General features: G+C 69.9%; 17 protein-coding genes. 7 read left to right on the forward strand and 10 right to left on the reverse strand.

Going from position 1 to position 22,083, the window contains the following annotated elements:
• Positions 1-30: 30 nt before the first annotated feature.
• Positions 31-510, reverse strand: a complete 480-nt coding sequence (locus ACYR7D_RS10580) for a gamma-glutamylcyclotransferase (protein WP_459549430.1) — start codon at positions 508-510, stop codon at positions 31-33.
• Positions 511-697: 187 nt separating this feature from the next.
• Here ACYR7D_RS10580 and ACYR7D_RS10585 point away from each other — a divergent pair, with 187 nt between their 5' ends.
• The 4 genes from ACYR7D_RS10585 (at position 698) to ACYR7D_RS10600 (ending at position 5,834) form a co-directional block, all read left to right on the forward strand.
• Positions 698-2,101 carry an NAD(P)H-quinone dehydrogenase gene (locus tag ACYR7D_RS10585; protein WP_459549431.1) on the forward strand — a complete coding sequence of 468 codons (1,404 nt, stop codon included), beginning with the start codon at positions 698-700 and terminating at the stop codon, positions 2,099-2,101.
• 304 nt (positions 2,102-2,405) lie between these two features.
• Positions 2,406-3,440, forward strand: coding sequence for a hypothetical protein (locus ACYR7D_RS10590; RefSeq protein WP_459549432.1), 1,035 nt, complete (start codon positions 2,406-2,408; stop codon positions 3,438-3,440).
• A gap of 73 nt (positions 3,441-3,513) precedes the next feature.
• Positions 3,514-4,539: a hypothetical protein gene (locus ACYR7D_RS10595; protein WP_459549433.1), complete on the forward strand. Its 1,026-nt coding sequence runs from the start codon at positions 3,514-3,516 to the stop codon at positions 4,537-4,539.
• A 71-nt stretch (positions 4,540-4,610) separates the two neighbouring features.
• On the forward strand, positions 4,611-5,834 hold the full coding sequence (locus ACYR7D_RS10600; RefSeq protein ID WP_459549434.1) for an aminotransferase-like domain-containing protein: 1,224 nt from the start codon (positions 4,611-4,613) through the stop codon (positions 5,832-5,834).
• Here the strand turns inward: ACYR7D_RS10600 and glpK are convergent.
• Positions 5,816-7,312 (reverse strand): glycerol kinase GlpK, encoded by a 1,497-nt coding sequence (glpK, locus tag ACYR7D_RS10605; RefSeq protein WP_459549435.1) that lies wholly within the window; start codon positions 7,310-7,312, stop codon positions 5,816-5,818. The two genes, ACYR7D_RS10600 and glpK, sit on opposite strands and share 19 nt — an antisense overlap.
• 206 nt (positions 7,313-7,518) lie before the next feature.
• Here glpK and glpD point away from each other — a divergent pair, with 206 nt between their 5' ends.
• Complete coding sequence (gene glpD / locus ACYR7D_RS10610) at positions 7,519-9,255, forward strand: glycerol-3-phosphate dehydrogenase (protein ID WP_459549436.1); 1,737 nt, start codon at positions 7,519-7,521, stop codon at positions 9,253-9,255.
• A gap of 8 nt (positions 9,256-9,263) precedes the next feature.
• On the opposite strand, the gene ACYR7D_RS10615 is transcribed toward glpD, so the two are convergent.
• From ACYR7D_RS10615 to ACYR7D_RS10635, 5 genes are all read right to left on the reverse strand, one after another.
• On the reverse strand, positions 9,264-9,458 hold the full coding sequence (locus tag ACYR7D_RS10615; protein WP_459549437.1) for a hypothetical protein: 195 nt from the start codon (positions 9,456-9,458) through the stop codon (positions 9,264-9,266).
• A gap of 113 nt (positions 9,459-9,571) precedes the next feature.
• On the reverse strand, positions 9,572-10,351 hold the full coding sequence (locus ACYR7D_RS10620; RefSeq protein WP_459549438.1) for a DNA-formamidopyrimidine glycosylase family protein: 780 nt from the start codon (positions 10,349-10,351) through the stop codon (positions 9,572-9,574).
• Between the two features lie 33 nt (positions 10,352-10,384).
• Positions 10,385-14,950, reverse strand: a complete 4,566-nt coding sequence (locus tag ACYR7D_RS10625) for an ATP-dependent helicase (RefSeq protein WP_459549439.1) — start codon at positions 14,948-14,950, stop codon at positions 10,385-10,387.
• An 81-nt stretch (positions 14,951-15,031) separates the two neighbouring features.
• Positions 15,032-15,280: a type II toxin-antitoxin system VapB family antitoxin gene (gene vapB, locus ACYR7D_RS10630; RefSeq protein WP_459549440.1), complete on the reverse strand. Its 249-nt coding sequence runs from the start codon at positions 15,278-15,280 to the stop codon at positions 15,032-15,034.
• Between the two features lie 363 nt (positions 15,281-15,643).
• Positions 15,644-17,410: a serine/threonine-protein kinase gene (locus ACYR7D_RS10635; RefSeq protein ID WP_459549441.1), complete on the reverse strand. Its 1,767-nt coding sequence runs from the start codon at positions 17,408-17,410 to the stop codon at positions 15,644-15,646.
• Positions 17,411-17,620: 210 nt separating this feature from the next.
• On the opposite strand from ACYR7D_RS10635, the gene ACYR7D_RS10640 reads away from it, so the two are divergent.
• Positions 17,621-17,965, forward strand: coding sequence for a hypothetical protein (locus ACYR7D_RS10640; protein WP_459549442.1), 345 nt, complete (start codon positions 17,621-17,623; stop codon positions 17,963-17,965).
• A 12-nt stretch (positions 17,966-17,977) separates the two neighbouring features.
• Here the strand turns inward: ACYR7D_RS10640 and lat are convergent, their stop codons facing one another.
• Positions 17,978-19,336, reverse strand: coding sequence for an L-lysine 6-transaminase (gene lat, locus ACYR7D_RS10645; RefSeq protein ID WP_459549443.1), 1,359 nt, complete (start codon positions 19,334-19,336; stop codon positions 17,978-17,980).
• An 85-nt stretch (positions 19,337-19,421) separates the two neighbouring features.
• Positions 19,422-19,874: an Lrp/AsnC family transcriptional regulator gene (locus ACYR7D_RS10650; RefSeq protein ID WP_459549444.1), complete on the reverse strand. Its 453-nt coding sequence runs from the start codon at positions 19,872-19,874 to the stop codon at positions 19,422-19,424.
• Between the two features lie 181 nt (positions 19,875-20,055).
• Between ACYR7D_RS10650 and amaB the strand changes: the two genes are divergently transcribed.
• The gene (gene amaB, locus ACYR7D_RS10655; RefSeq protein WP_459550113.1) at positions 20,056-21,522 is read left to right on the forward strand and encodes an L-piperidine-6-carboxylate dehydrogenase; all 1,467 of its coding nucleotides are present in this window, start codon (positions 20,056-20,058) and stop codon (positions 21,520-21,522) included.
• A gap of 146 nt (positions 21,523-21,668) precedes the next feature.
• On the opposite strand, the gene ACYR7D_RS10660 is transcribed toward amaB, so the two are convergent.
• Entirely contained in the window at positions 21,669-22,034 is a 366-nt protein-coding gene (locus ACYR7D_RS10660; RefSeq protein WP_459549445.1) for a hypothetical protein, read from the reverse strand.
• Positions 22,035-22,083 lie beyond the last annotated feature (49 nt).

A 22,083-nucleotide genomic window follows, 5' to 3' on the forward strand; every position in this document is an offset into this window, starting at 1 on the left:
CCGCCGCCGGCGGCCCGGTGCGTCCGCCCCTCAGCTGAAGGTGTTCCCCGGCCCCACGTTGCGACTGTTGCGGGTGCGCAGCGCGTGTACGTAGTCCGCTGGGGCTCCGGCCTTCTCGGCGGCGTCGGCCATCACCCCGAGGTACCGCGCGGAGGGCAGTCCGCCTTCGTAGGCGTCCAGGACGTACAGCCAGGCGAGGATCGGCTCGGTGCCGCTGCCCGGGTTCGGGGTGACCCGCAGCCGGATCTTGCGGTGGATCCCGAAATCCGAGCCCTCCCAGCGGTCCAGGCGCTGCTCGTCTTCGGGGGAGACGTCGTAGAGCACGACGAAGACCCGGGAACCGGGCTCCTCGACGACCGTGGCGAGCGGACCTTCCCAGCCGATGTCGTCCCCACTGAAGGTGAGGCGCCAGCCCTCCAGCCAGCCCGTCCCGAACATGGGGGAGTGCGGGCAGCGCTCGAGCATCTGGGTCGAATCCATATTGGACCCGTAGGCAGCGTAGATCGGCACACCGGCAGCTTAGTTGTGTGGTGACTCTCACCGGTACGGGGCTTGGTAAATCGTGTTCCGAGGGCGCCGACGCGCGGATACGACCGAGCGTCGCCGGGTATGCGGCGCACACTAGGCTTGACGAGGCGAGTGAGGGCCGCGAAGCTGCCGCGCGCCGCGCGCGGGTGATTAAGGAACAGGGGAGAACATGACCCGCATTGCGATCATCGGTGGCGGACCGGCAGGTTATGAGGCGGCATTGGTCGCGGCTCAGCACGGCGCCGAGGTCGTGTTGATCGACTCCGATGGGATCGGCGGGGCGTGCGTGCTCTGGGACTGTGTGCCGTCGAAGACGTTCATCGCTTCCACCGGGGTGCGCACCGATCTGCGGCGCGCCCGCAATCTCGGAGTGACCCTGGATCAGAGTCAGGCCGAGGTGCGGTTGCCCGAGGTCAACGAGCGGGTCAAGGCGCTGGCACTGGCACAGTCGTCCGATATCCGGTCCAAATTGCAGGCCGCGGGGGTTCGGGTACTGCCCGGGCGTGGGCGGCTGGACGGGCCGGGTTCGGGGCGGGCGACGCATCGGGTCGTCGCTCTTTTCCCGGACGGCACCGAGGAGGCACTGGAGGCCGAGGTGGTACTGATAGCCACCGGTGCGTCGCCGCGGGTGCTGCCGGGCGCCGTGCCCGACGGTGAGCGGATCCTGAACTGGCGGCAGCTCTACGACCTCGACGAACTGCCGGAAACCCTGGTGGTGGTGGGGTCCGGTGTCACCGGTGCCGAATTCGTTTCCGCCTACACCGAAATGGGTGTGCGCGTGGTCCTGGTCTCCAGCCGGGACCGGGTGCTGCCCGGCGAGGACGCCGACGCCGCGCTGGTTCTCGAGGACGTGTTCGCCGAGCGGGGGGTGGAACTGGTGAAACACGCGCGCGCGGACAAGGTCGAGCGCACCGGTGATTCGGTGGTGGTCACGCTGGCCGACGGCCGCACGGTGACCGGATCGCATGCGTTGATGACCGTGGGCTCCACCCCCAACACCGACGGCCTCGGTCTCGAGCGAGCCGGTGTGGAGGTCGACCGGGGTGGGTATCTGCGGGTCGACCGGGTTTCGCGGACGGGGGTGCCCGGTATCTACGCGGCCGGTGACTGCACGGGCCTGCTGCCGCTGGCGTCGGTGGCCGCCATGCAGGGGCGGATCGCGATGTATCACGCGCTGGGGGAGGGGGTCAGCCCGATCCGGCTCAAAACGGTGGCCTCCGCGGTCTTCACCCGGCCGGAGATCGCCACGGTGGGCGTGAGTCAGACCGCGATCGACAACGGCGAGGTACCGGCGCGCACGGTGATGCTGCCCCTCAACACCAACCCGCGGGCGAAAATGGCGGGACTGCGGCGTGGTTTCGTCAAGATCTTCTGCCGGCCGGCCACGGGTGTGGTGATCGGTGGTGTGGTGGTCGCCCCCATCGCCTCCGAACTGATCCTGCCCATCGCGCTGGCGGTGCAGAACAACCTCACCGTGAGCGATCTGGCGCAAACTTTTTCGGTGTACCCGTCGCTCACCGGTTCGGTTATGGAAGCGGCCCGGCAGCTCATGCGCCACGACGACCTGGGGTGAAAGGGCGCGGCGTCCGGGGCCGGGGGTCCCGGTGTGTGTCGCTGCCTTTCCCGCGGATGGCACGGTGAGTGTTCCTGCCGGTGGTGAGTTTTCGCCACATTGCCGGAAGTGCTCGAGTATGGTTCACTTCCGGGGCAGAGATGCGATCGGCGGGCGATCGCGAGGTTGAGTGCCGGGGGGTTCGTCCTTTCGGATTCGAACAGCGAACGGCCCTTCGGGCACCCGCTGGGAGCGTATCTCGGATGGACAGAACTGGATATGGTCCGCAGGTGGCGCCGTATCCGGGAAAGGGATAGGGCGAACAGTGAAACATCGTAAGCCGAGCCGGGCGGGCCGGGCGGTAGCGAGCACTTCGCTGCCGTTGGCGACCGCCGCGGCCATGGCCATCTTCGCCTCGCCGGCGGGGGCCGTTCCGGGCGATCAGCCGACCACGCCGACGACACCGAGTACCCCGGCGCCCTCGCAGCCGGGTACGACCCAGCAGCCGGGTGTCACCCCCGAGCAGGAGGGCCCGGAGACCACGCCGAGCCAGCCGGGTGTGCAGAAGGATTCCCCGGAGGGGAACACTCCCACGCCGAGCCAGCCGGGTGTCACGACCCCGGGGCCGGGTCAGAAAGACGAACAGGGCCTGACCGGCCCCACGCAGCCGGGGGTCACCACTCCGCGCGTGGCACCGCTGCCCGTGCCGGGTCAGCCCGATCCGGTGCAGCCCGCGATCACGCCGGATACTCCCGAGGGGCAGCAGCCGCCCGCCCGGCCGGGTGAGGCACCCGCTCCGGCCCCCGAGACCGACGGTGACGCGCAGGCCGGGGCTCCCGATACCGAAACGCTGGTCCAGCCGCAGAGCCCGCAGTGGCAGGCGCCCAGCATCGACGAGGCGCCGGTGGCACCGGTCGTCGAGATGCAGGGTCCCCATATGGAGGTCGGCGCCGCGATCGACGGCGGGTCGCTGGCTCCCGGGCATTTCGCGAACACCCATCACTTCAGCAACCAGGCCGGTTATGTCGGCACGGCGGGTTTCCGCACTCCCACCGGTACGGGCGAGGCCGGTATCTCGGTGGAGTTCGTGGACGAGAACACCATCAACGTGTCCACGTTCACCGGTGGCAACGGGTTGCCGGACAACCGGGTCGATCATGTCATCGATACCACCCCGGTGAACACGGCGAAGGCCGCTGTGGAGCACTGGATCGCCATGCAGCCGGGTGGGGCCGCCGCGCTGGAGGCCGCGGCCTCCATTCCGCCGCCTCCGCCGCTGCTGCCGCCGGGTGACTACCCGGAGCAGGCGATCAATGTCGGTGGCGTCAACACCCAGTGGGGTGGTTCACTCCAGTACTGACGCGGGTGAAATCTTGCCGGGTGGGGCGGTCGGGCACGGCCGCCCCACCCGCGTGTCTCGGAAGGGATGGGCTGTGACCGGCGAGGGCGAAGGTAGGGAACGTGAACCCGGCAAGGCGGATTTCGGACCCCCCACCGGGGATTTCGGGCCGCCCTTGTCCGAGTTCGGTCCGCCGACGGGTGAGCTGCCGGCCTCGGGCTGGCAGCCCGAGGCGCGTCCGGCGAGTTCGGAGCTGACCTGGCGTCCGGCCGGTGCCTCCGCGGTTCCGCCGGAGACCCCGGTGGTTCCGCCGCCTCCTCCGCAGTACCGTGCCCCGGATAGTTCCACGCCGGCTTATCAGCCTGCTCCGACCGATTCCCGGCCGGTGACGCGGCCCATGCCCGGCGCGCCGGATCCGGACGCGACCGTGCGGCATCAGGTGCCGTCGGAGCCGGCGGTGCGGCCCCGGCCCGGGGGAGCGGGCGGGGACGCGACCGGTGGTCCGCCTCTTCCCAGGGCAGGTGGTTTGTCCTGGGACAGCGATCCCATCGCGCAGAAGCTGACCCCGCAGTCGGTGGCCGGCGCGCTGGCGCAGAAGCCGAGCCGCCGGTTCTCGACGAACAAGATCGTTACCGTGGCGGCGGTGGTGGTGGCGCTGATCGCGGTGGTGGTGGCCGTTGTGGTGGTCCGCAGTGGTTCGGACGGGACCGCACCCGTCGCCGACCCCGGCGCTACGCTGGATTGTCCGGCGAGCCGGGAGGGGGCGGTGACCGTGGGCGACGGGGCGGGCGATACGGACAGTGGTCCCGGCGCGATCCTGGGGTTCCAGCATGCGTTCTACGTGGAGCGCAGCGGTGCTCGGGTGCGTGAGTTCGTGGCGCCGGATTCGCCGGCGATCTCGAGCGCGGACACCATTCAGCAGGCCATCGACAAGCAGATTCCAGCGGGTACGCGGCACTGTGTGCAGATCACCGAGCGGGCCGCCGATACCTTCGATGTCGACCTGACCGAGCGTCGGCCGGACGGTACCACCACGGTGTACAAGCAGACCGTCACCACGGTGGACCGGTTGGGGAAGACCGTGCTGTGGATGATCGTGGACCGCCCTCGCGTCTCATGATATGAGATCACAATTTCAGATAATGAACTCTATGGGATGATGGGGTAACTACAGCCATCCCCGGAGGTTCCATGCCCACCCACGAACCGCCGCTGGCCGGCAAGCTGGCGGGCCTCACCAGCTCGGCCATTCGCGACCTGCTGAAACTCACCGCCGCCGCGGATATCGTCAGTCTCGCCGGAGGCCTGCCCGACGCCGAACTCATGCCGGGGGCGCGAATCGCGGCGGCCGCGGACACGGCACTGCGCGACAGCGCTGCCCTCCAGTACACCGAATCACCGGGCTGGGGGCCGCTGCGCGAGGTACTGGCCGCTCGGGAAAGCACCCGGCTCGGCCGGGTGATCCCGGTATCCGAGGTTTTCGTCACCCACGGTTCCCAGCAGGCACTGTCGCTGCTCGCGGAAGTCCTCCTGGATCCCGGCGCGCTGGTGGTGGTGGAGGATCCGGCCTATGTGGGCGCGCTGCAGGTCTTCCGGGCGGCCGGCGCCCGGATCGTGGCGGTGCCACTGGACGGTGAAGGGCTGCGCGTCGATCTGCTCGCGGAGCTGATCGCGGGTGGGCAGCGTCCGGCCGTGGTGCACACGGTGAGCAATTTCCACAACCCGGGCGGGGTGACCATGAGCACCCGGCGGCGGCAGGCCCTCGCCGCGCTGGCCGAACAGCACGGGTTCTGGGTGATCGAGGACGATCCGTACGGAGAGCTGTGGTTCGACCGTCCGGCGCCGGAACCGGTGGCATCGTATTCCCCCGCGGTGATCAGGTTGTCCTCGGCATCGAAGATCATCGCGCCCACCTTGCGGGTGGGCTGGATGATCGCCCCGGAGCGGGTGTGCCGGGCCGTCGAACTGCTGAAGCAGGGGGCAGACCTCTGTGGTTCGGCGCTGGCCCAGCAGATCGCCACCGAGCTGCTGGCCGATACCGGCTGGCTCACGGGCCATATCGATACGGTGCGCGGTATCTACGCGGAGCGCGCCGGCGCCCTGGTCGATGCCGCACGAACCCACTTCGGCGACCGATTGCGCTGCTCCGAGGCATCCGGCGGCATGTTCGTATGGGCCGAGTTCACCGACGGTACCGATACCACCGACCTGCTACCCGGGGCGCTCGCCGCCGGAGTCGCTTTCGTACCGGGCCGGGCCTTCGCGGTGAGCACCCCCTACTCACACGCCCTGCGAATGTGTTTCACCACCGCCGCGCCCGAGCTGCTGGCCGAGGCGATGCGGCGCCTGGCCCTGGCCGCGGCGGCCGCCCCCGGAAGCGATCCGGTGGTCTCCGCTCAGTCGGCCCAGTTGTAGGTGCGTTCCACCGCCTTGTTCCAGTCGCGCAGCCGCGCCTGGCGTTCCTCGGCCGGCATCGTCGGAGACCACGTTTTATCGGCTGCCCAATTGGCGCGGATATCGTCGGTACCCGACCAGTACTCGACCGCCAGGCCCGCGGCGTAGGCGGCACCCAGCGCCGTGGTCTCGTTGACCAGCGGACGCACCACCGGCATATCGAGAATATCGGCCTGGAACTGCATGAGCAGATCGTTGGCGACCATACCGCCGTCGACCTTGAGCGCCATCGACCCCAGCTCCAGCGACTGGGCTTCGGCATCGGCGCGCATGGCATCCATCACCTCACGGGTCTGGAAAGCGGTCGATTCCAGCACGGCGCGGGCGAGATGAGCCCTGGTGACGAATCGGGTCAGCCCGGCGATCACCCCGCGGGCATCCGGTCGCCAGCGCGGGGCGAACAGCCCGGAGAACGCCGGGACGATATAGGCACCGCCGCTGTCGTCCACGGTGCGGGCGAGGTCTTCGATCTCCGGGGCCGCCGCGATGATGCCGAGATTGTCGCGGAACCACTGCACCAGCGCCCCCGTCACCGCGATCGACCCCTCGAGCGCGTACACCGGATCCTGCTCGCCGAGCCGGTAGCAGACGGTGGTGAGCAGGCCGTGCTCACTGAACACGGGAGTGCTGCCGGTGTTCAGCAGCATGAAATTACCGGTGCCGTAGGTGTTCTTCGCATCGCCCGGGGAAAGGCAGGCCTGGCCGAATGTGGCGGCCTGCTGGTCGCCGAGAATGCCCGCCACCGGAACCCCCGCCAGCGGTCCCGCCGTGATCCGCGCATAGATCTCCGAGGAACTCCGGATCTCCGGCAGCATCGCCGTGGGTACACCGATCTCCGCGCAGATCCGCTCGTCCCACCGCAGCGTGCGCAGATCCATGAGCAGGGTGCGGGAGGCATTGGTGACATCGGTGATGTGGCGGCCGGTCAGATTCCACAGCACCCAGCTGTCGACGGTGCCGAAACACAGTTCACCGGCCTCGGCCCGCTCCCGGGCGCCCGGCACGGTGTCCAGGATCCAGCGCACCTTCGGCCCGGAGAAATAGGTGGACAGCGGGAGCCCGGTGCGGTCGGCGTAGCGGTCCGCCCCGTGCGTGCCGGCGAGCTCGGTGCACAATCGGTCGGTGCGGGTGTCCTGCCAGACGATGGCGTTGTGGATCGGCCTGCCGGTCGCCCGCTCCCACACCACGGTCGTCTCGCGCTGATTGGTCACTCCCACCGCGGCGATATCACCGGCGGTGACCCCGGCTTCGTCGAGAACCGCGCCGAGGACGAATTCCGTATTGCGCCACAGAGTCAGCGGATCGTGTTCCACCCAGCCCGGTTTCGGGAAGATCTGGTCGTGCTCGCGCTGGGCGATGCCCGCGATCCGTCCCTGCCGGTCGAACAGAATGCACCTGCTCGACGTCGTGCCCTGGTCGATGGCGGCCACATAGCGCATGGCAGGAGGCTAACGTAATCCGGCGCGCCGGTGACGTGTGTCGCGTGAGCGGCCACTCCCGCCCATGGCCAGTAGGGTGGAGACCGAACTCCCGAACCCACAGCCGGCCTTGTCGAACGCGTACTCCAGGAGTCGAAGCCGATGATGCGATACCTCCGCCGCTTCGGCCTCCGCGGGCCGCATGCACCTGCTCCGAAGGAGGAACAGTGACCATACAGCCGGGATCGCAGTTCCTCGGGCCGGACCAGCGGCGCGCGGCATGGGAGCGTCTGGGTAAGGACCATTTCGATGTGGTCGTGGTGGGCGGAGGTGTCGTCGGTGCCGGTATCGCCCTCGACGCCGCCACCCGCGGATTGCGGGTGGCGCTGGTGGAGGCGCGGGATCTGGCCTCGGGAACCTCGAGCCGCTCGTCGAAGATGTTCCACGGCGGCCTGCGATATCTGGAACAGCTCGAGTTCGGCCTGGTGCGCGAGGCGTTGAAGGAGCGCGAACTCTCGATGTCGCGGCTCGCGCCGCATCTGGTCAAACCGTTGCGTTTCCTGTATCCGCTCACCCATCGCGCCTGGGAGCGCCCCTACGTGGCGGCGGGGTTGTTCCTCTACGACACCATGGGCGGTGCGAAAACGGTCCCCGGCCAGCGGCACCTGACCAAACACGGTGCTCTGCGGCTGGCACCGGGATTGCGCCGCAATTCGCTGATCGGCGGTATCAGCTACTACGACACGGTGGTCGACGATGCCCGGCACACCATGACCGTCGCGCGTACCGCCGCCCACTACGGGGCAGTGATCCGCACATCGACCCAGGTCGTCGGTTTCCTGCGCGAAGCCGATCGGGTGGTCGGTGCCCGTGTACGCGACAGCGAGGACGGTCGCACCGCCGAGGTCCGCGGACATGTGGTGATCAACGCGGCCGGCGTGTGGACCGACGAGGTGCAGGCGCTGGCGCAGCAGCGGGGCCGCTTCCACGTGCGGGCGTCCAAAGGTGTGCACATCGTGGTCCCCCGTGACCGGATCGTCAGCGATGCCGCGATCATCCTCCGGACCGCCACCTCGGTGCTGTTCGTCATCCCGTGGGGCGCGCACTGGATCATCGGTACCACCGACAGCGACTGGAACCTCGACCTGGCTCATCCCGCGGCCACCAAGGCCGATATCGACTACCTGCTGGCACGGGTCAACGAGGTGCTGGTCACCCCGCTGACCCCCGAGGATATCGACGGCGTCTACGCGGGTCTGCGGCCGCTGCTGGCGGGAGAGAGCGACGAGACCTCCAAACTGTCGCGGGAGCACGCCGTGGCGCGGATCGCGCCCGGGCTGGTGGCCATCGCCGGCGGGAAATACACCACCTACCGGGTGATGGCCTACGACGCCGTGGACGAGGCCGCGCAGGACATCCCGGCCCGCGTATCACCCTCTATCACCGAAAAGGTGCCGCTGCTCGGCGCGGACGGTTATTTCGCGCTGATCAACCAGACCGTGCAGCTGGCCGAGGAGTACGGCCTGCATCCCTACCGGGTGAAACATCTGCTCGACCGCTACGGTTCGCTGATCGACGAGGTCATGGCACTGGCCGTGGACCGGCCCGAACTACGGCAGCCCATCACCGCCGCCCCCTCGTACCTGAAGGTGGAGGCCGTGTACGCGGTCGCCGCAGAGGGTGCGCTGCACCTGGACGATGTGCTCGCCCGGCGTACCCGTATCTCCATCGAGTACCCGCATCGCGGCGCCGAATGCGCCGACGAGGTGGCCCGGCTCATCGCCCCGGTACTGGGATGGGACGACGCCGAAACGGACCGCGAGATCCGGACCTATCTGGCCCGGGTGGATGCCGAGGTGCGGTCCCAGACCCAGCCGGACGACGCCTCCGCGGACGCGCTGCGGGTGGCCGCTCCGGAACCGCGGCCGGAAATCCTGGAACCGGCGGTACCCATCGAGCCCTGAGAAGAGCCTCAGTGGGAAGCCGGAGGCGACGGGGGCGGTGCGGTGGTGAGGGCCGGTCCGAGGGGCGCCGGCGCCGGTCCCGGTGCCGGTGAGACCGCCGGGTGCAGCAGGAAGTAGCAGAACACCGCGGTGGCCACGACCGCCAGCACCGCGGACAGCAGTTTGCCGGTGACGGCGGCCAGGTGGACGGTTCGGGTGTTCATGGGACCTGCTTCCAGTGCGGTACCCGTGTGTCGTCGAAGAGCGGCCGATCATTACCACGCCGATGGCGACCGTCACAGTAGCGGCGGTGGCCGGTCTGCGTCGGCTCACCCGTTCACGCAGGTGGGACCTGGCATACCGGGCAGAAGTAGATTCCGCGTTCCGCCCGGCTCACCCGGTCGTGCGCGGGCGCGGTCTCGCCCAGCAGTTCCACCCGTAGCGCGGTGCCGCAGCGCTGGCAGGGCCGCCGGGCGCGGCCGTAGGCCAACGGTCGCCACGGCGGCTGATGCGCGGCCCGGTACAGCACGCGATGCGCCTCGTGCACGAGCGAGAGCAGATCCTCCACCTCGGCGACCGGCCGGGCCGGATGTATCTTCCGCAGATAGCAGATCTCGCTGCGATAGATATTGCCGATCCCGGCGAGATTGCGCTGATCGAGCAGAGCCAGCCCGATGGGCAGTCGCGGGTCCCGGGTCAAGTGCTCCACGGCGGCGGCGGGATCCCAGTCCGGGCCCAGGAGGTCGGGGCCGAGATGATCGATCGCCCGGTGCTCCTCGGCGCGCCGCAGAACCTCCACGACTCCCAGATCGAACCCCACGGCTTCCACCTCAGCGGTGCCCAGGACCACTCGCGCGGTGACCCGCGGTTTGGTCCAGCGTTGACCGCGATGGAACACCCGCCAGCTGCCCTCCATCTTCAGATGGGTGTGAATGCTGACCGTCCCGGTGCGGATGAACAGGTGCTTGCCGTAGCTGCCCACACTGTCCACCAGCTGGCCGCGCAGGTCCACCGTGGCGTAGCGAGGCACCCGGAAATCGCTGCGGGTGAGCGTCGCGCCGGCGAGCGCGGCCCGCAAGCGTCCCGCGGCCCGGAATACGACATCACCCTCGGGCACGACCGCTCCGTGCGTACGTGGGCCCGGTCCGGCTCATCGGCGACCTCGCAGGCGCAGCCCCTGCGGGGTGGCGGTGAAACCGGTCTCGGTCAGGAAGGTGGCGAAAGTGTTCCCGTGTACCGATTCACCGTCGACCCGATCGATGACCAGCGAATCGACCCGCCCGTGGTGCACGAGATCGGCGAGGGCCCGGGCCGCGGCGTGCCGAGCGGTGGGTTCCTCGGTGCAGGTGAGCAGGGTCTTCCCGCCCCGTTCCAGATAGAGCACCAGTTCGCCGTCGACCAGGACCACCAGCGCCCCCGCCTTGCGGCCGGGACGGTGACCGGCACCGCCCGCGGTCTTGGGCCAGGGCAGGGCCGCGCCGTACGGGTTGGCGGGATCGCAGGCCGCGAGCGCCAGCGCCGTGCCCGGGGGTCGGTGATCGCCCTCGAACGAGCGCAACCGGTCCACCACATCGGTGGTGGAGAACTGGGCGCCGCCCAGGGAATCGACGAAATAACCGCGTCGGCAGCGGCCCCGGTCCTCGGATTCGCTGAGCACCCGGTACATGAGCGCGAAACCGCCGGGCACACCCTCGCTCCGGACGGACCCCTTGGTGAGTACCCCGTAGCGCTCCAGCAGCAGATCGGCGGTGAAATGCGCGCGCACCGTGTTGTCGGTCGCGCGTTCGGGCAGCAGCGACCAGCGGCCGGCCACCGTCGGCGGTCCCGAGCGGGTGGGCATGGCCGGGCGAGGCAGATAGGTGCGGCTCCGAGGCGCTCGTCGCGGGGTCCGGTGCGCGGCGGGTGCCCGGGTCGAACCGGACAGCCGGGCCCGGACGGGAGCGAAGGTATCGCCCGACACCAGACCGGCCCAGACCAGATCCCACAGTGCGGCGGCGACCCGGGCATCGTCCAGTAGGCCCGTCGTATCGGCCAGTTGCCGGAAGAAATAAGCGCCTTCACTGTGCCGGGTCGGCAACGCCTCGGCTCCGTGTGCCGGTTCCGCGCCGAGTCGTTCCGCCGGGGCGGGCGGCGGCCACGTGGTGGGATCGGCGCCCAGCGCCGTGAGCAGGGCGAGATGGACGTCGGTGAATTCCGGTTCGTCGGCCGGTGGCAGCGTGAGGGGGGCCTGGTCCGCGGGGTGCAGGGCTATCCAGCCGTCTTTGGTGTTGATGGCGCCGTGCCCGGACCAGCGCACCTCACCCGTGGCCATGAGTTCGTCGAGCAGGGCGGGTGAGTAGTCGCGCACCCGGGCCGGCAGCACCAGCGACTCCCACGCCGAGGCGGGGACGGGCACGCCGGCGAGCTGGTCCACCACCGTCGCCACGCCGTCGAGGCCGCGTAGCTCACCCGCGCCGCTGCCCAGATGCTGCCAATCGGGCAGGAACCGGCCGAAGGCCGCGGTGGACACCGGTTCGATCTCGTGCCGGGCGGCGGCCAGGCTACGGCGGCGCAACCGCCGCAGCACCTGGGTATCGCACCATTCCGAACCGCCCGCGCCGGGGGTGAACTCGCCTTCCACCACCCGCTTCTCGGCGGCCAGCCGGTGCAGCGCGGTGGCGACCACGGCGGTACCCAGGCCGAATCGCCGGGCCGTCGATTCGGTGTCGAACGGCCCGTGGGTGCGGGCATAGCGGGCCACCAGATCCCCGAGGGGATCGGCGACCGGTTCGATGAAGGCGGCCGGGGTGCCGATCGGCAGGGGAACGCCCAGCGCGTCGCGCAGCCGGGCGGCGTCCTCGACGGCCGCCCACCACACCCGGCCCGCGTAGCTCACCTCCAGCGCGCGGCGGGCCCCGGCGAGTTCGGTGAACCAGTCCGCGGGGTCGGCCGTGCAGCGTTGCCGGGCCTCCGCCGGGGTGAGCGGGCCGAGCAGTCGTAGTAGATCCGCCAGGCCCTCCGCGTCGCGGGCCCGGCGTTCGGGGGTGAGACGCTGCAGTTCCAGTTCGGTCTGCTCGATAACCCGGGCATCGAGCAGTTCCCGTAGCTCCACCCGGCCCAGCAGTTCGGCCAGTAGACCCGAATCCAGGGAGAGCGCGGCGGCCCGGCGTTCGGCGAGCGGGCTGTCGGCGTCGTACATGAACTGGCCGATGTAATCGAACAGCAGCGCGTTGGCGAAGGGCGACGGAGTGGCGGTCTCCACCTCGACCAGCCGGATCTGCCGCCGCGCCACCCGGCCCAGCAGCTCCCGCAGTGCCGGGAGGTCGTAGACATCGCGCAGACATTCGCGCACCGTCTCCAGCAGAATCGGGAAATCGGGGTACTTCCGTGCCACGTCGAGCAGCTGGGCCGACCGTTGCCGCTGCTGCCACAGGGGGGCGCGCCGCCCGGGATCGCGGCGCGGCAGCAGCAGCGCCCGGGCCGCGCATTCCCGGAACCGGGAGGCGAACAGCGCCGAACCGCCCACCTGCTCGGTGACGAGGTCGTCGATCTCGTCGGGTTCGAAGACGAACAGCTCCGCACCCGGGGGATCGTCGGTGGTGTCGGGGAGCCGGACCACGATGCCGTCGTCGGAGGCGTTCGGCGCCGCGTCCACCCTGAACCGGTCGCGCAACCGGGCGCCGACGGCCAGCGCCCACGCGGCGTGCACCGGCATTCCGTACGGCGAGTGCAGGACCAGCCGCCAGTCGCCGAGTTCGTCGCGGAACCGCTCGACCACCAGGGTGCGATCGGTGGGCAGCCGGCCGGTGGCGGCCCGCTGCTCGTCCAGCAGCGCGCGGAGATTGGTGGTGGCGTTCTCGTCGAGCCCCGCGGCGGCCGTACGCCGCTCGAGCTCCCGCGCCTCGGAATCCGACCCGGCCCGGCGCACGAACTCCCCCAGCGCGGCTCCCAGCTCGGCCGGACGCCCGAGCGAATCACCGTGCCAGAAGGGCAGCCGGCCCGGCTGCCCGAAAGCGGGGGACACCAGGACACGGTCGTAGGTGATGTCCTCGATCCGCCAGCTGGTGGCGCCGAGCGCGAAAACATCGCCGACCCGCGATTCGTAGACCATCTCCTCGTCGAGTTCACCGACCCGCGAAGCCTTCTCGCCCACCATGTACACCGCGAACATACCGCGGTCGGGGATGGCGCCACCGGAGGTCACCGCCAGCCGCTGCGCCCCGGGGCGGCCGGTGAGCGTTCCGGCGTCGCGATCCCACACCAGACGCGGTCGCAGTTCGGCGAATTCGTCGGACGGATAGCGTCCGGCCAGCAGGTCGAGGACGGCTTCGTAGGAGGACCGGGGCAGCGCGGCATAGCTTCCGGTGCCGCGCACGGTATCGAACCAGGCGTCGATGTCCAGTGGTTCCAGCGCGCACGCGGCCACCGTCTGCTGGGCGAGGATGTCCAGCGGATGCGCGGGTATCCGCAATGCCTCGATCTGCCCCGAGAGCATCCGCTGCGCGGCCACCGCGCAGCGCACCACATCGGTGCGGTGTTTGGGGAAGAGCACCCCGCGCGAGATCTCGCCCACCTGATGACCGGCCCGCCCGATCCGCTGCAGCCCGCTCGCCACCGAAGGTGGCGCCTCGACCTGGACCACCAGGTCCACCGCCCCCATATCGATCCCCAGTTCGAGGCTGCTGGTCGCCACCACGCAGCGCAACCGCCCGCTTTTGAGATCGTCCTCGATCAACGCCCGCTGTTCCTTGCTCACCGATCCGTGATGGGCCCGGGCCAGCAGCGCCTCGGCCCCGTGGCTCACCTCGGTGGAGGGGCCAACCTGGGCCGGTGGGGCGTGGGCGGTTTCCACGGCCGCACCCAGTCGCGCGGCGTAGGTTTCGTTCAGGCGCGCGGTGAGCCGCTCGGCGAGCCGCCGCGAATTGGCGAAGACGATGGACGAACGGTGCGCGAGCACCAGATCGACGATCGCCTCGTCCACATGTGGCCACAGCGAACCGGGCTGATCCGAATCGCCCGGTTCGGTCATATCGGGGATCGGGACCCGCACCGACAGCTCGAACGTTTTGGGTGCGGGCGGGCAGACGATGGTGACGGGCGCCTGTCCCACCAGGAAGCGGCCCACTTCCTCGGGCGGCCGGACCGTCGCCGAGAGGCCGATACGCTGCGCCGGTCGTTCGGTGAGGGCATCCAGCCGGGCCAGGGAGAGTGCCAGGTGCGAACCCCGTTTCGAACCGGCGATGGCATGGACCTCGTCCACGATCACCGTCCGTACGCCGCGCAGTGTCTCCCGCGCGGCCGAGGTGAGCATCAGGAACAGCGATTCCGGGGTGGTGATCAGGATATCCGGCGGGGTCCGCTGTAACCGGCGGCGTTCCCGGGCGGTGGTGTCCCCGGAGCGCACGCCCACGCTGATCTCCGGCGCCGGCAGCCCGAGCCGGCGCGCCGTCTGCCGCACCCCCACCAGCGGCGCCCGCAGATTTCGCTCCACATCCACGGCCAGTGCCTTGAGCGGGGAGATGTAGAGCACCGAGGTACCGCCCTCCGACCGATCGCCGGAGGCCAGCCGGTCGATGGCCCACAGGAAGGCCGAAAGCGTTTTCCCGGAGCCGGTCGGCGCGATCACCAGGGTGTGCTCGCCTGCCGCGATCGCCCGCCATGCCCCGAGCTGGGCGGCGGTCGGCGCCGGGAACGCACCGTCGAACCACTGCTGGGTGGCGGCGGAGAACTCGGTCACGGACCCCAGTGTGCACCGCCGCACCGACAGGCCGCCGTATCCGGCGCCGCTCGGGGCCGCGCGCCGGATACGACGACCCGGTCAGGCCCGGGTGCCGTCCACCATCTCCGGGCCGGCCACCTCCGGTTCGATCAGATCGGGGGCAGGGGTGTCACGAATCAGTTCGGCGAGGCGGACGAGGTCCGCGGTGGTCAGCTTGCCGACCGGCCGGAATTCCCGGTCAAGCCGGCGGCGCAGGAATTCGCTACGCGAAACTCCCAGCCCACGAGCTTGCCGGTCGATCTCGTCGATAACTGCGCCGGGCACAGCACGGATCAGGATATCTGTCACCTCGATCACCTCCTGCTGGCAGCGGGGCACGATAGCCGGGAGCCGGCGGATCGAGCCGGCAACCGGAGACAGTCCGGTTTTTCTCTGCTGCGACAGTGCCTGGTGTTCGAAAACTCGGTGTTCGTGGAACGCGATGCGAGCTCCCGCGGGGCCACCGCGGCGAGGCGGGCGGCACACTTTCCGGCCGGCGAACCGCTCACCCCGGTGGGCAGGCGGGCCGGACGGTCCGACCACTGTGGACGCGCTGGTGCTCGCGGGCTCGGAGCGACGCACCGGAGAGACTGCCCAACTGCTCGGCTCGGACATCGCACCACTACCGAGATTACGCGATTCCGCCGCCGCCCGGCGTGGTGGCCGATCGGGCTATTGCACGCCGAGCGGAACCGAGGTGCCGAACGAGAGCGGGAAATCGCGGAAGGTCATGCTCGCCGGTACGGCCCCGGCCGGTATTTCGTACACCAGGTGGGTGCCCAGCGACTCACCCGGTTGCAGGGTGCGCGGCGCCGCCGCGGCGGCGGCACGCTGCGCGGTGGCGGTCACATCCGGGGCGAATTTCCCGCCGGCCGTATCGTGCAGTTCCTGGCCGAGCGGCATATAGGTCTTCGGAGTATCGGCGATATTGCGAACGGTGAAGCTGACCACGACGAATGTGCCTTCCGCGCGTTCGAGGCCGATGGTCGCCATATCGGAGTCCACGTTCAGCACCGTGAACTCGAAAGCGCCGTCGCGCACCGGGTCGCCGGGAGCGGCCGCGGGGCCGTTCGCCGGGGTGTCCGCGGGGGTGAAGATCCGGATGGAGCCGGCTCCTTCGACCAGCGCCGCCACGCATCCGCCGATGAGCAGCAGCGGTATGCCCACCAGCACGACCAGCCACAACAGCACTTTCGGTATCCGGCTTCCGCGTCTGGGCGACGGCGTCGCCGTCCGCCTCCGCGGCGCTCGCCGCCCGGATGCCACGAGCGGGCGCGGGTAGTGGGCGCCGGAGCGGCCCGGCGCGGCAGGGCCAGGACCGGGTACCGCGCCCCCGGGGCCGTGCCCGGCCGCCGCCCCGGGGTGCCCGGCCGGTACCCCGGTTTCCAGCCGGGTGTACGCGCGGGTCGGCGGGTACACCGGTACCGGCGCCCGGGTGGGCGACGGTCCTGGGCTCCCCGGGGCGTAATCGGTATAGGCGCGCGTCCCGGGTGTCTCCGCGACCTCGTACCGCCGGGTGGCGGGCCGCTCCGGCGGTCCGGGTGTTTCGTAACGGCGGGTACCGGGATGATCGGTGTCCAGCCCGTAGTGCCTGGTTCCCGGGTGTTCGCCGGCCGCCCCGGCGACGGCGGCGGTCGCGGCGCGCGCGAACTCCCCGGCACTGGGGTACCGGTCCCCGGGTTCCTTCGCCAGTGCCCGGGTGATCGCCCGGTCCAGTTCCGCGGGGATCCCCGGGACCGCTGCGCGCACGCTGGGCGGGGTGGTCGTCAGATGGTCGTGCATCTGCCGCGCCGGGTCGGTATCGCCGAACGGCCGGGCGCCCGTCAGCGCCTCGTAGAGCACACAGCCCAGCGAATACACATCGGCGCGAGCGTCGGTGCGGCCGGTGAACCGTTCCGGCGCCATATAGGCCCAGGTGCCGACGGCCAGCCCCGAAGCGGTGAGCGCGGTGCTGCCCGCGCCGTGCGCGATCCCGAAGTCGATCAGATAGACGAAACCGTCGCGCCGGACGACGATATTGGACGGTTTCACGTCGCGGTGCACCAGTCCCGCGCGGTGCGCGGCATCGAGCGCGGCTGCGGTCTGCGCGATGATATCCACGGCGCGCGCGGGCGGCAGCGCCCCGTCGTGGCGCAGGATACGGCTCAGATCGTCGCCCTCGACGTATTCCATCTCGATGAACAGCCGGCCGTCGAGTTCACCGTGCGCGTGGATCGGCACGATATGGCTGTCCCGCAGGCGGGAGGCGAGTTCGGCTTCGCGTTCGAAGCGGGTGCGGTAGGTCGGATCGGCGGCGAGTTCGGCGGGCAGCAGTTTCAGCGCGACCCGCCTGCCGGGCCGCCCACCGGCCGGATCGGTGTGGGCGAGCCACACCTGGCCCATCCCGCCCTGCCCGAGCAACCGTTCGAGCCGGTAGCGGCCCAAGCGCTGCTCGGCCATCACGCATCCTTCCTGTCACCGCGGGCCCGGCCGGGCGGGCGGTGATCCGAAGCCCCGGGGCACGGACTGTACTCCGACCCTAATCGTGCCCGGCGGCCCGGCACAGTGTGAGCTCACCGACCGGGCCGCCGGTCGGTGTCTCGTCACCGCGCAACGGTTCCGCGTCCCTCCGCCGGGCGGGGTGGGCCGGCCCTGTGCGAAGGTGACCGCATGGAACCGATCGAGATCAACGCGGGCTCTTGGTATCTGCGCGCCCTGCGGGCCGACGACCGGATCGACGACCGGCCCGCGCTGGCCTCCGGGGGGATCGACGATCCGGACTATGTGGCTCGCCGCACCGCCCAGTGGGGCGAGGAATCCCACTTCTCCTGGGCGGTGTGCGAACCGACGACAGCGGAACTGGTGGCCGAGATCGGGGTCACCCCGGCCCCGGATGGGACGGCGCGGATCGAGGGCTGGGCACGGCCGGGCCAGGGGGCCGCGCTGGAGGCGGCCCTGGTGGCGGTGCGCCGGTTCGCCGAAGACGCTCTGGAGCTGCGCCCCGAGCCCGCCTGATCCGGGCCGGGGTCAGCGCAGGTCCGTCAGGACCCGGTCGAGGGCGGCTACCGCCGCGGTGAGTTCCTCGGGTTCCACGGTGAGCGGCGGGCGGAACCGGATGCCGCGTGTTCCGGTGCCGATCAACAGCACCCGTTCACGGTCGCGCAGCGCGGTGAGTACCGCGTCCCGGAAAACGGTGTCGGGAAGGGTGATCGCACACATCAGGCCGCGACCCCGGGGTTCGGTGACCGCCGGATGCCGGGCGGCGAGGTCGTGTAGCAAGGTGAGCAGATGGTCGCCCACGACCGCGGCTCGTTCGATCAGCCCATCGCGTTCGATGACCTCGAGGATGCGGCTGGTCCGCACCATATCGGCCAGATTGCCGCCCCAGGTGGAATTGATCCGCGACGGGATCGTGAAGACATTGTCGGCCATCTCGTCCACCCGGCCACCGGCCATGATTCCGCATACCTGCGTCTTCTTCCCGAAGGCCACCACATCCGGTTCGAGGCCGAGTTGCTGGTAGGCCCAGGCGCTTCCGGTGGCACCGACACCGGTCTGCACCTCGTCGACGATGAACAGCGCGTCGTTGTCATGGCACAGCCGCTGCATCGCCCGCAGGAATTCCGGCCGCATATGCCGGTCGCCGCCCTCACCCTGGATCGGTTCGGCGATGAAGCAGGCGATGCCGTTGGGCCAGCTGGTGAAGGCGCGCGCGGCCTGGTCGAGTGCCCGTTGTTCGGCCCGCTCGATATCGGTGTCCGCACCGAGCCAGGGGGTTTCGATCCGGGGCCAGTCGAAGGCCGGGAAGCGGTCGGTTTTCACCGGGTCGGTATTGGTCAGCGACAGGGTGTAGCCGGTGCGCCCGTGGAACGCTCCGGTCAGGTGGAGTACGCCCCCTTCGCGACCCGGTCGCGTTGTGCGCCCGTGTATCTCGTTGTGCCGGCTCTTCCAGTCGAACGCGGTTTTGAGGGCGTTCTCCACCGCGAGGGCACCGCCGTCGATGAAGAACAGATGTGGCAGGCGGGGATCGCCGAGCACGCGCACGAAGGTGGCCACGAACCGCGCCATCTCGGCGGTGTAGATATCGGAATTGCTGGGCTTGTTCAGTGCGGCCGTGGTCAATTCGGACCGGAAGACGGCGTCTCCGGCCAGTGCCGGATGGTTCATGCCGAGGGCGCTGGAGGCGAAGAAGCCGAACATGTCGAGGTAGTCGGTGCCGTCGCGCGCGTCGACCAGATGACGGCCGGATGAGGCGTGCAGATCGAGCACCAGATCGAAACCGTCGGCAAGCATGCTCGCCGACAGCGTTTCCAGTACGCGGGCCGGGGGGATGCGGCCGGAGGCCGTGCCATCGCCCGTGCCGAATAGTTCAAGTTCGACGGTCACATCCCGACGGTACGGGAGCGAGCTCCGGCTTGCCAGGAAATATTTCTGGCAAGTCGGCAGATATTCGAAGTTGTTACGATATTGACTACTTTTCGTAGAATGTCTGCAGGATGATGGTGCTCCGGGTGCGTACGTTCGCCGTCGCCCGGATCTGCTGGAGCAACTGTTCCAGATGGCGGGGTGAGGCCACCCGCACGAGCAGCATGTAGCTCTCGTCGCCGGCCACCGAATGGCAGGCCTCGATCCCCGGCACGTTCTGCAGCAGGGCCGGTGCGTCGTCCGGCTGGGAAGGGTCGAGAGGAGTGATCGCGACAAATGCCGACAACAGCTGCCCGAGCGCCTCGGGATCGACCTTCGCGGTATAACCGCGAATCACACCGCGCGCCTCGAGTCTGCGTACCCGCGACTGCACAGCGGATACCGAAAGGCTCGCCTTCTCGGCCAGATTGGACAGTGTCGCCCGTCCATCGGCCATCAGTTCCCGGATCAGCAGGCGATCGATCTCGTCCAGGGCTGGTTTTGCCGGTGTTTCCGCCACCAACGCAGGCTAACGTAGCGGACACAGCGCCGGAACTCTGTTGTGAACGTTCATTCTCCGGCTACCGCATTCGCACAGCGTATTTCGTCCGGACGAACCCCAGGAGCTCTCGATGACCGAGATCGACACCGAAGACCGGACCGTCCGATTCGCCGATCGGATCGACGGCCTGCTGCATGCGATGGACCTCGAATACCCGGCCGCCGGCGATATGCCCGTCCGCTGCCCGATCAACGGCGAGACCCTGTTCGGGCTGCGTGCGCACACCGCCGCCGAAATCGACACCGCGATCGCCGATGCGGCCGCCGCCTTCACTGCGTGGCGGCTGGTTCCGGCGCCGCGCCGCGCGGCCGTGATCCGGGAACTGGCGGGTCTGCTGCGCCGGCACCAGGACGAATTGGCCGAACTGGTCACCCTGGAGGTCGGCAAGATACCCGCCGAGGCCCGCGGTGAGGTCCAGGAGATGATCGATATCTGCGAATTCGCCGTGGGACTCTCCCGGCAGCTCTACGGCTACACGATGGCCTCGGAGCGGCCCGGGCACCGCCTCATGGAGACCTGGCACCCCCTCGGGGTGGTCGGCGTGATCTCCGCGTTCAACTTCCCGGTGGCGGTATGGGCCTGGAACACGGCCATCGCTCTGGTCTGTGGTGACACGGTGGTGTGGAAACCCTCGGACCGTACGCCGCTGACCGCGCTGGCCTGCCACGGCCTGCTGCGCCGGGCGGTCCGGGCTGCGGGGGCCGACGAACGGATCCACCAGCTGATACCGGGCTCGGCCGCCGCCGGTGCCCGGCTCGCCGACGACGCGCGTATCGCGTTGGTCAGCGCTACGGGGTCGGTGGCGATGGGGCGGCAGGTCGCGCCCCGCGTCGCCGCTCGCTTCGGTCGCTGCCTGCTCGAACTGGGCGGGAACAACGGTGCCGTCGTCACCCCCTCCGCGGACCTGGATCTCGCGGCGCGGGCCGTCGTGTTCGCTGCCGTGGGTACCGCGGGCCAGCGCTGCACCACACTGCGGCGGCTCATCGTGCATCACCGGATCGTGGACGAACTGCTGGAGCGCCTGGTGCGCGTCTATGGGCAGCTGCGCGTGGGCAACCCGTTCGAACCGGGGGTGCAGGTGGGTCCGCTCTGCGACCCCGCCGCGGCGGTCGCCGCGCAGGACGCGCTCCGGCGGGCCACCGCCGACGGCGGCGAGGTGCTCTGCGGCGGTGACCCGGTGCGGCCCGCGGGGGTGGGGCCGGACGCGCACTACCTCCGCCCGGCGATCGTCCGGATGCCGGCCCAGACCGATATCGTGCGGGAGGAGACGTTCGCCCCGATCCTGTACGTGCTCACCTACGAGGATTTCGATACCGCACTCGCCCTGCACAACGGTGTCCCGCAAGGGTTGTCCTCGGCGATCTTCACGACCGATCAGCGGGAGGCCGAGCGTTTCCTCGCGGCCGACGGGTCGGATTGCGGTATCGCCAACGTCAATATCGGTACCTCCGGCGCGGAGATAGGCGGCGCGTTCGGTGGCGAGAAACATACCGGTGGCGGCCGGGAGTCCGGTTCGGACGCGTGGAAGGCGTATATGCGGCGGGCCACGAACACGATCAACTACTCCAGCGAGCTACCGCTGGCCCAGGGCATCCGGTTCGACTGAACCGCGCCCGCCGGACCCGGCGTACGTGGTCCGCCTCCGTGACCGCGGCGCGGAACCGGTGGGCCGAGCCGCCACGGGTCTCCTGCTGTGTACCGGGCCCGCCGACGCTGCTCATGCGGGTGGGCGGCTGCCTGCGATGCCGGATATCAGCAGGTCTCCGCGGCGATCGGGCTCAATTCGGGAAAGAACGTGGTGACCGCGCGGTGGCCGATCTCCATACCCCGGGCGAGGATGCCGGGATCGGTTTCGACGCTGCTGATATCGGGTGCTCCGGCGGGCGGGTGGATCTGGTGCGCCGCCGGTCCCATCTCGGCGATCACCCCGTCCTCGAGCGCCTGCTGGCCGGGCCGCTCTTTCCACGCGCGGTGGGCGCCCGGGGCCCGGAAACGCATATAGGTGCCGCCTACGAGGTCGTGCAGGCGCGGCGGGAGCGGACGGCGTTCGTCGGCGCGGCGGGTGCGCAGGATCAGCGCATGGGTGGCCCCGGCCTTCAGCGCGCTGCGAACCGGCACCGTTTCCGACCAGCCGATGACCGTCGGATCGGCTACCGGATGCGAAACA

The organism is Nocardia sp. X0981 (assembly GCF_977089955.1).

Bases quoted from the DNA above. Each gene is read 5' to 3' on its own strand.
- ACYR7D_RS10585 (WP_459549431.1), top strand. From the start codon at position 698: ATGACCCGCATTGCGATCATCGGTGGCGGACCGGCAGGTTATGAGGCG.
- ACYR7D_RS10600 (WP_459549434.1), top strand. From the start codon at position 4,611: ATGCCCACCCACGAACCGCCGCTGGCCGGCAAGCTGGCGGGCCTCACC.
- glpK (WP_459549435.1), bottom strand. From the start codon at position 7,312: ATGCGCTATGTGGCCGCCATCGACCAGGGCACGACGTCGAGCAGGTGC.
- ACYR7D_RS10615 (WP_459549437.1), bottom strand. From the start codon at position 9,458: ATGAACACCCGAACCGTCCACCTGGCCGCCGTCACCGGCAAACTGCTG.
- ACYR7D_RS10635 (WP_459549441.1), bottom strand. From the start codon at position 17,410: ATGGCCGAGCAGCGCTTGGGCCGCTACCGGCTCGAACGGTTGCTCGGG.
- ACYR7D_RS10640 (WP_459549442.1), top strand. From the start codon at position 17,621: ATGGAACCGATCGAGATCAACGCGGGCTCTTGGTATCTGCGCGCCCTG.
- amaB (WP_459550113.1), top strand. From the start codon at position 20,056: ATGGACCTCGAATACCCGGCCGCCGGCGATATGCCCGTCCGCTGCCCG.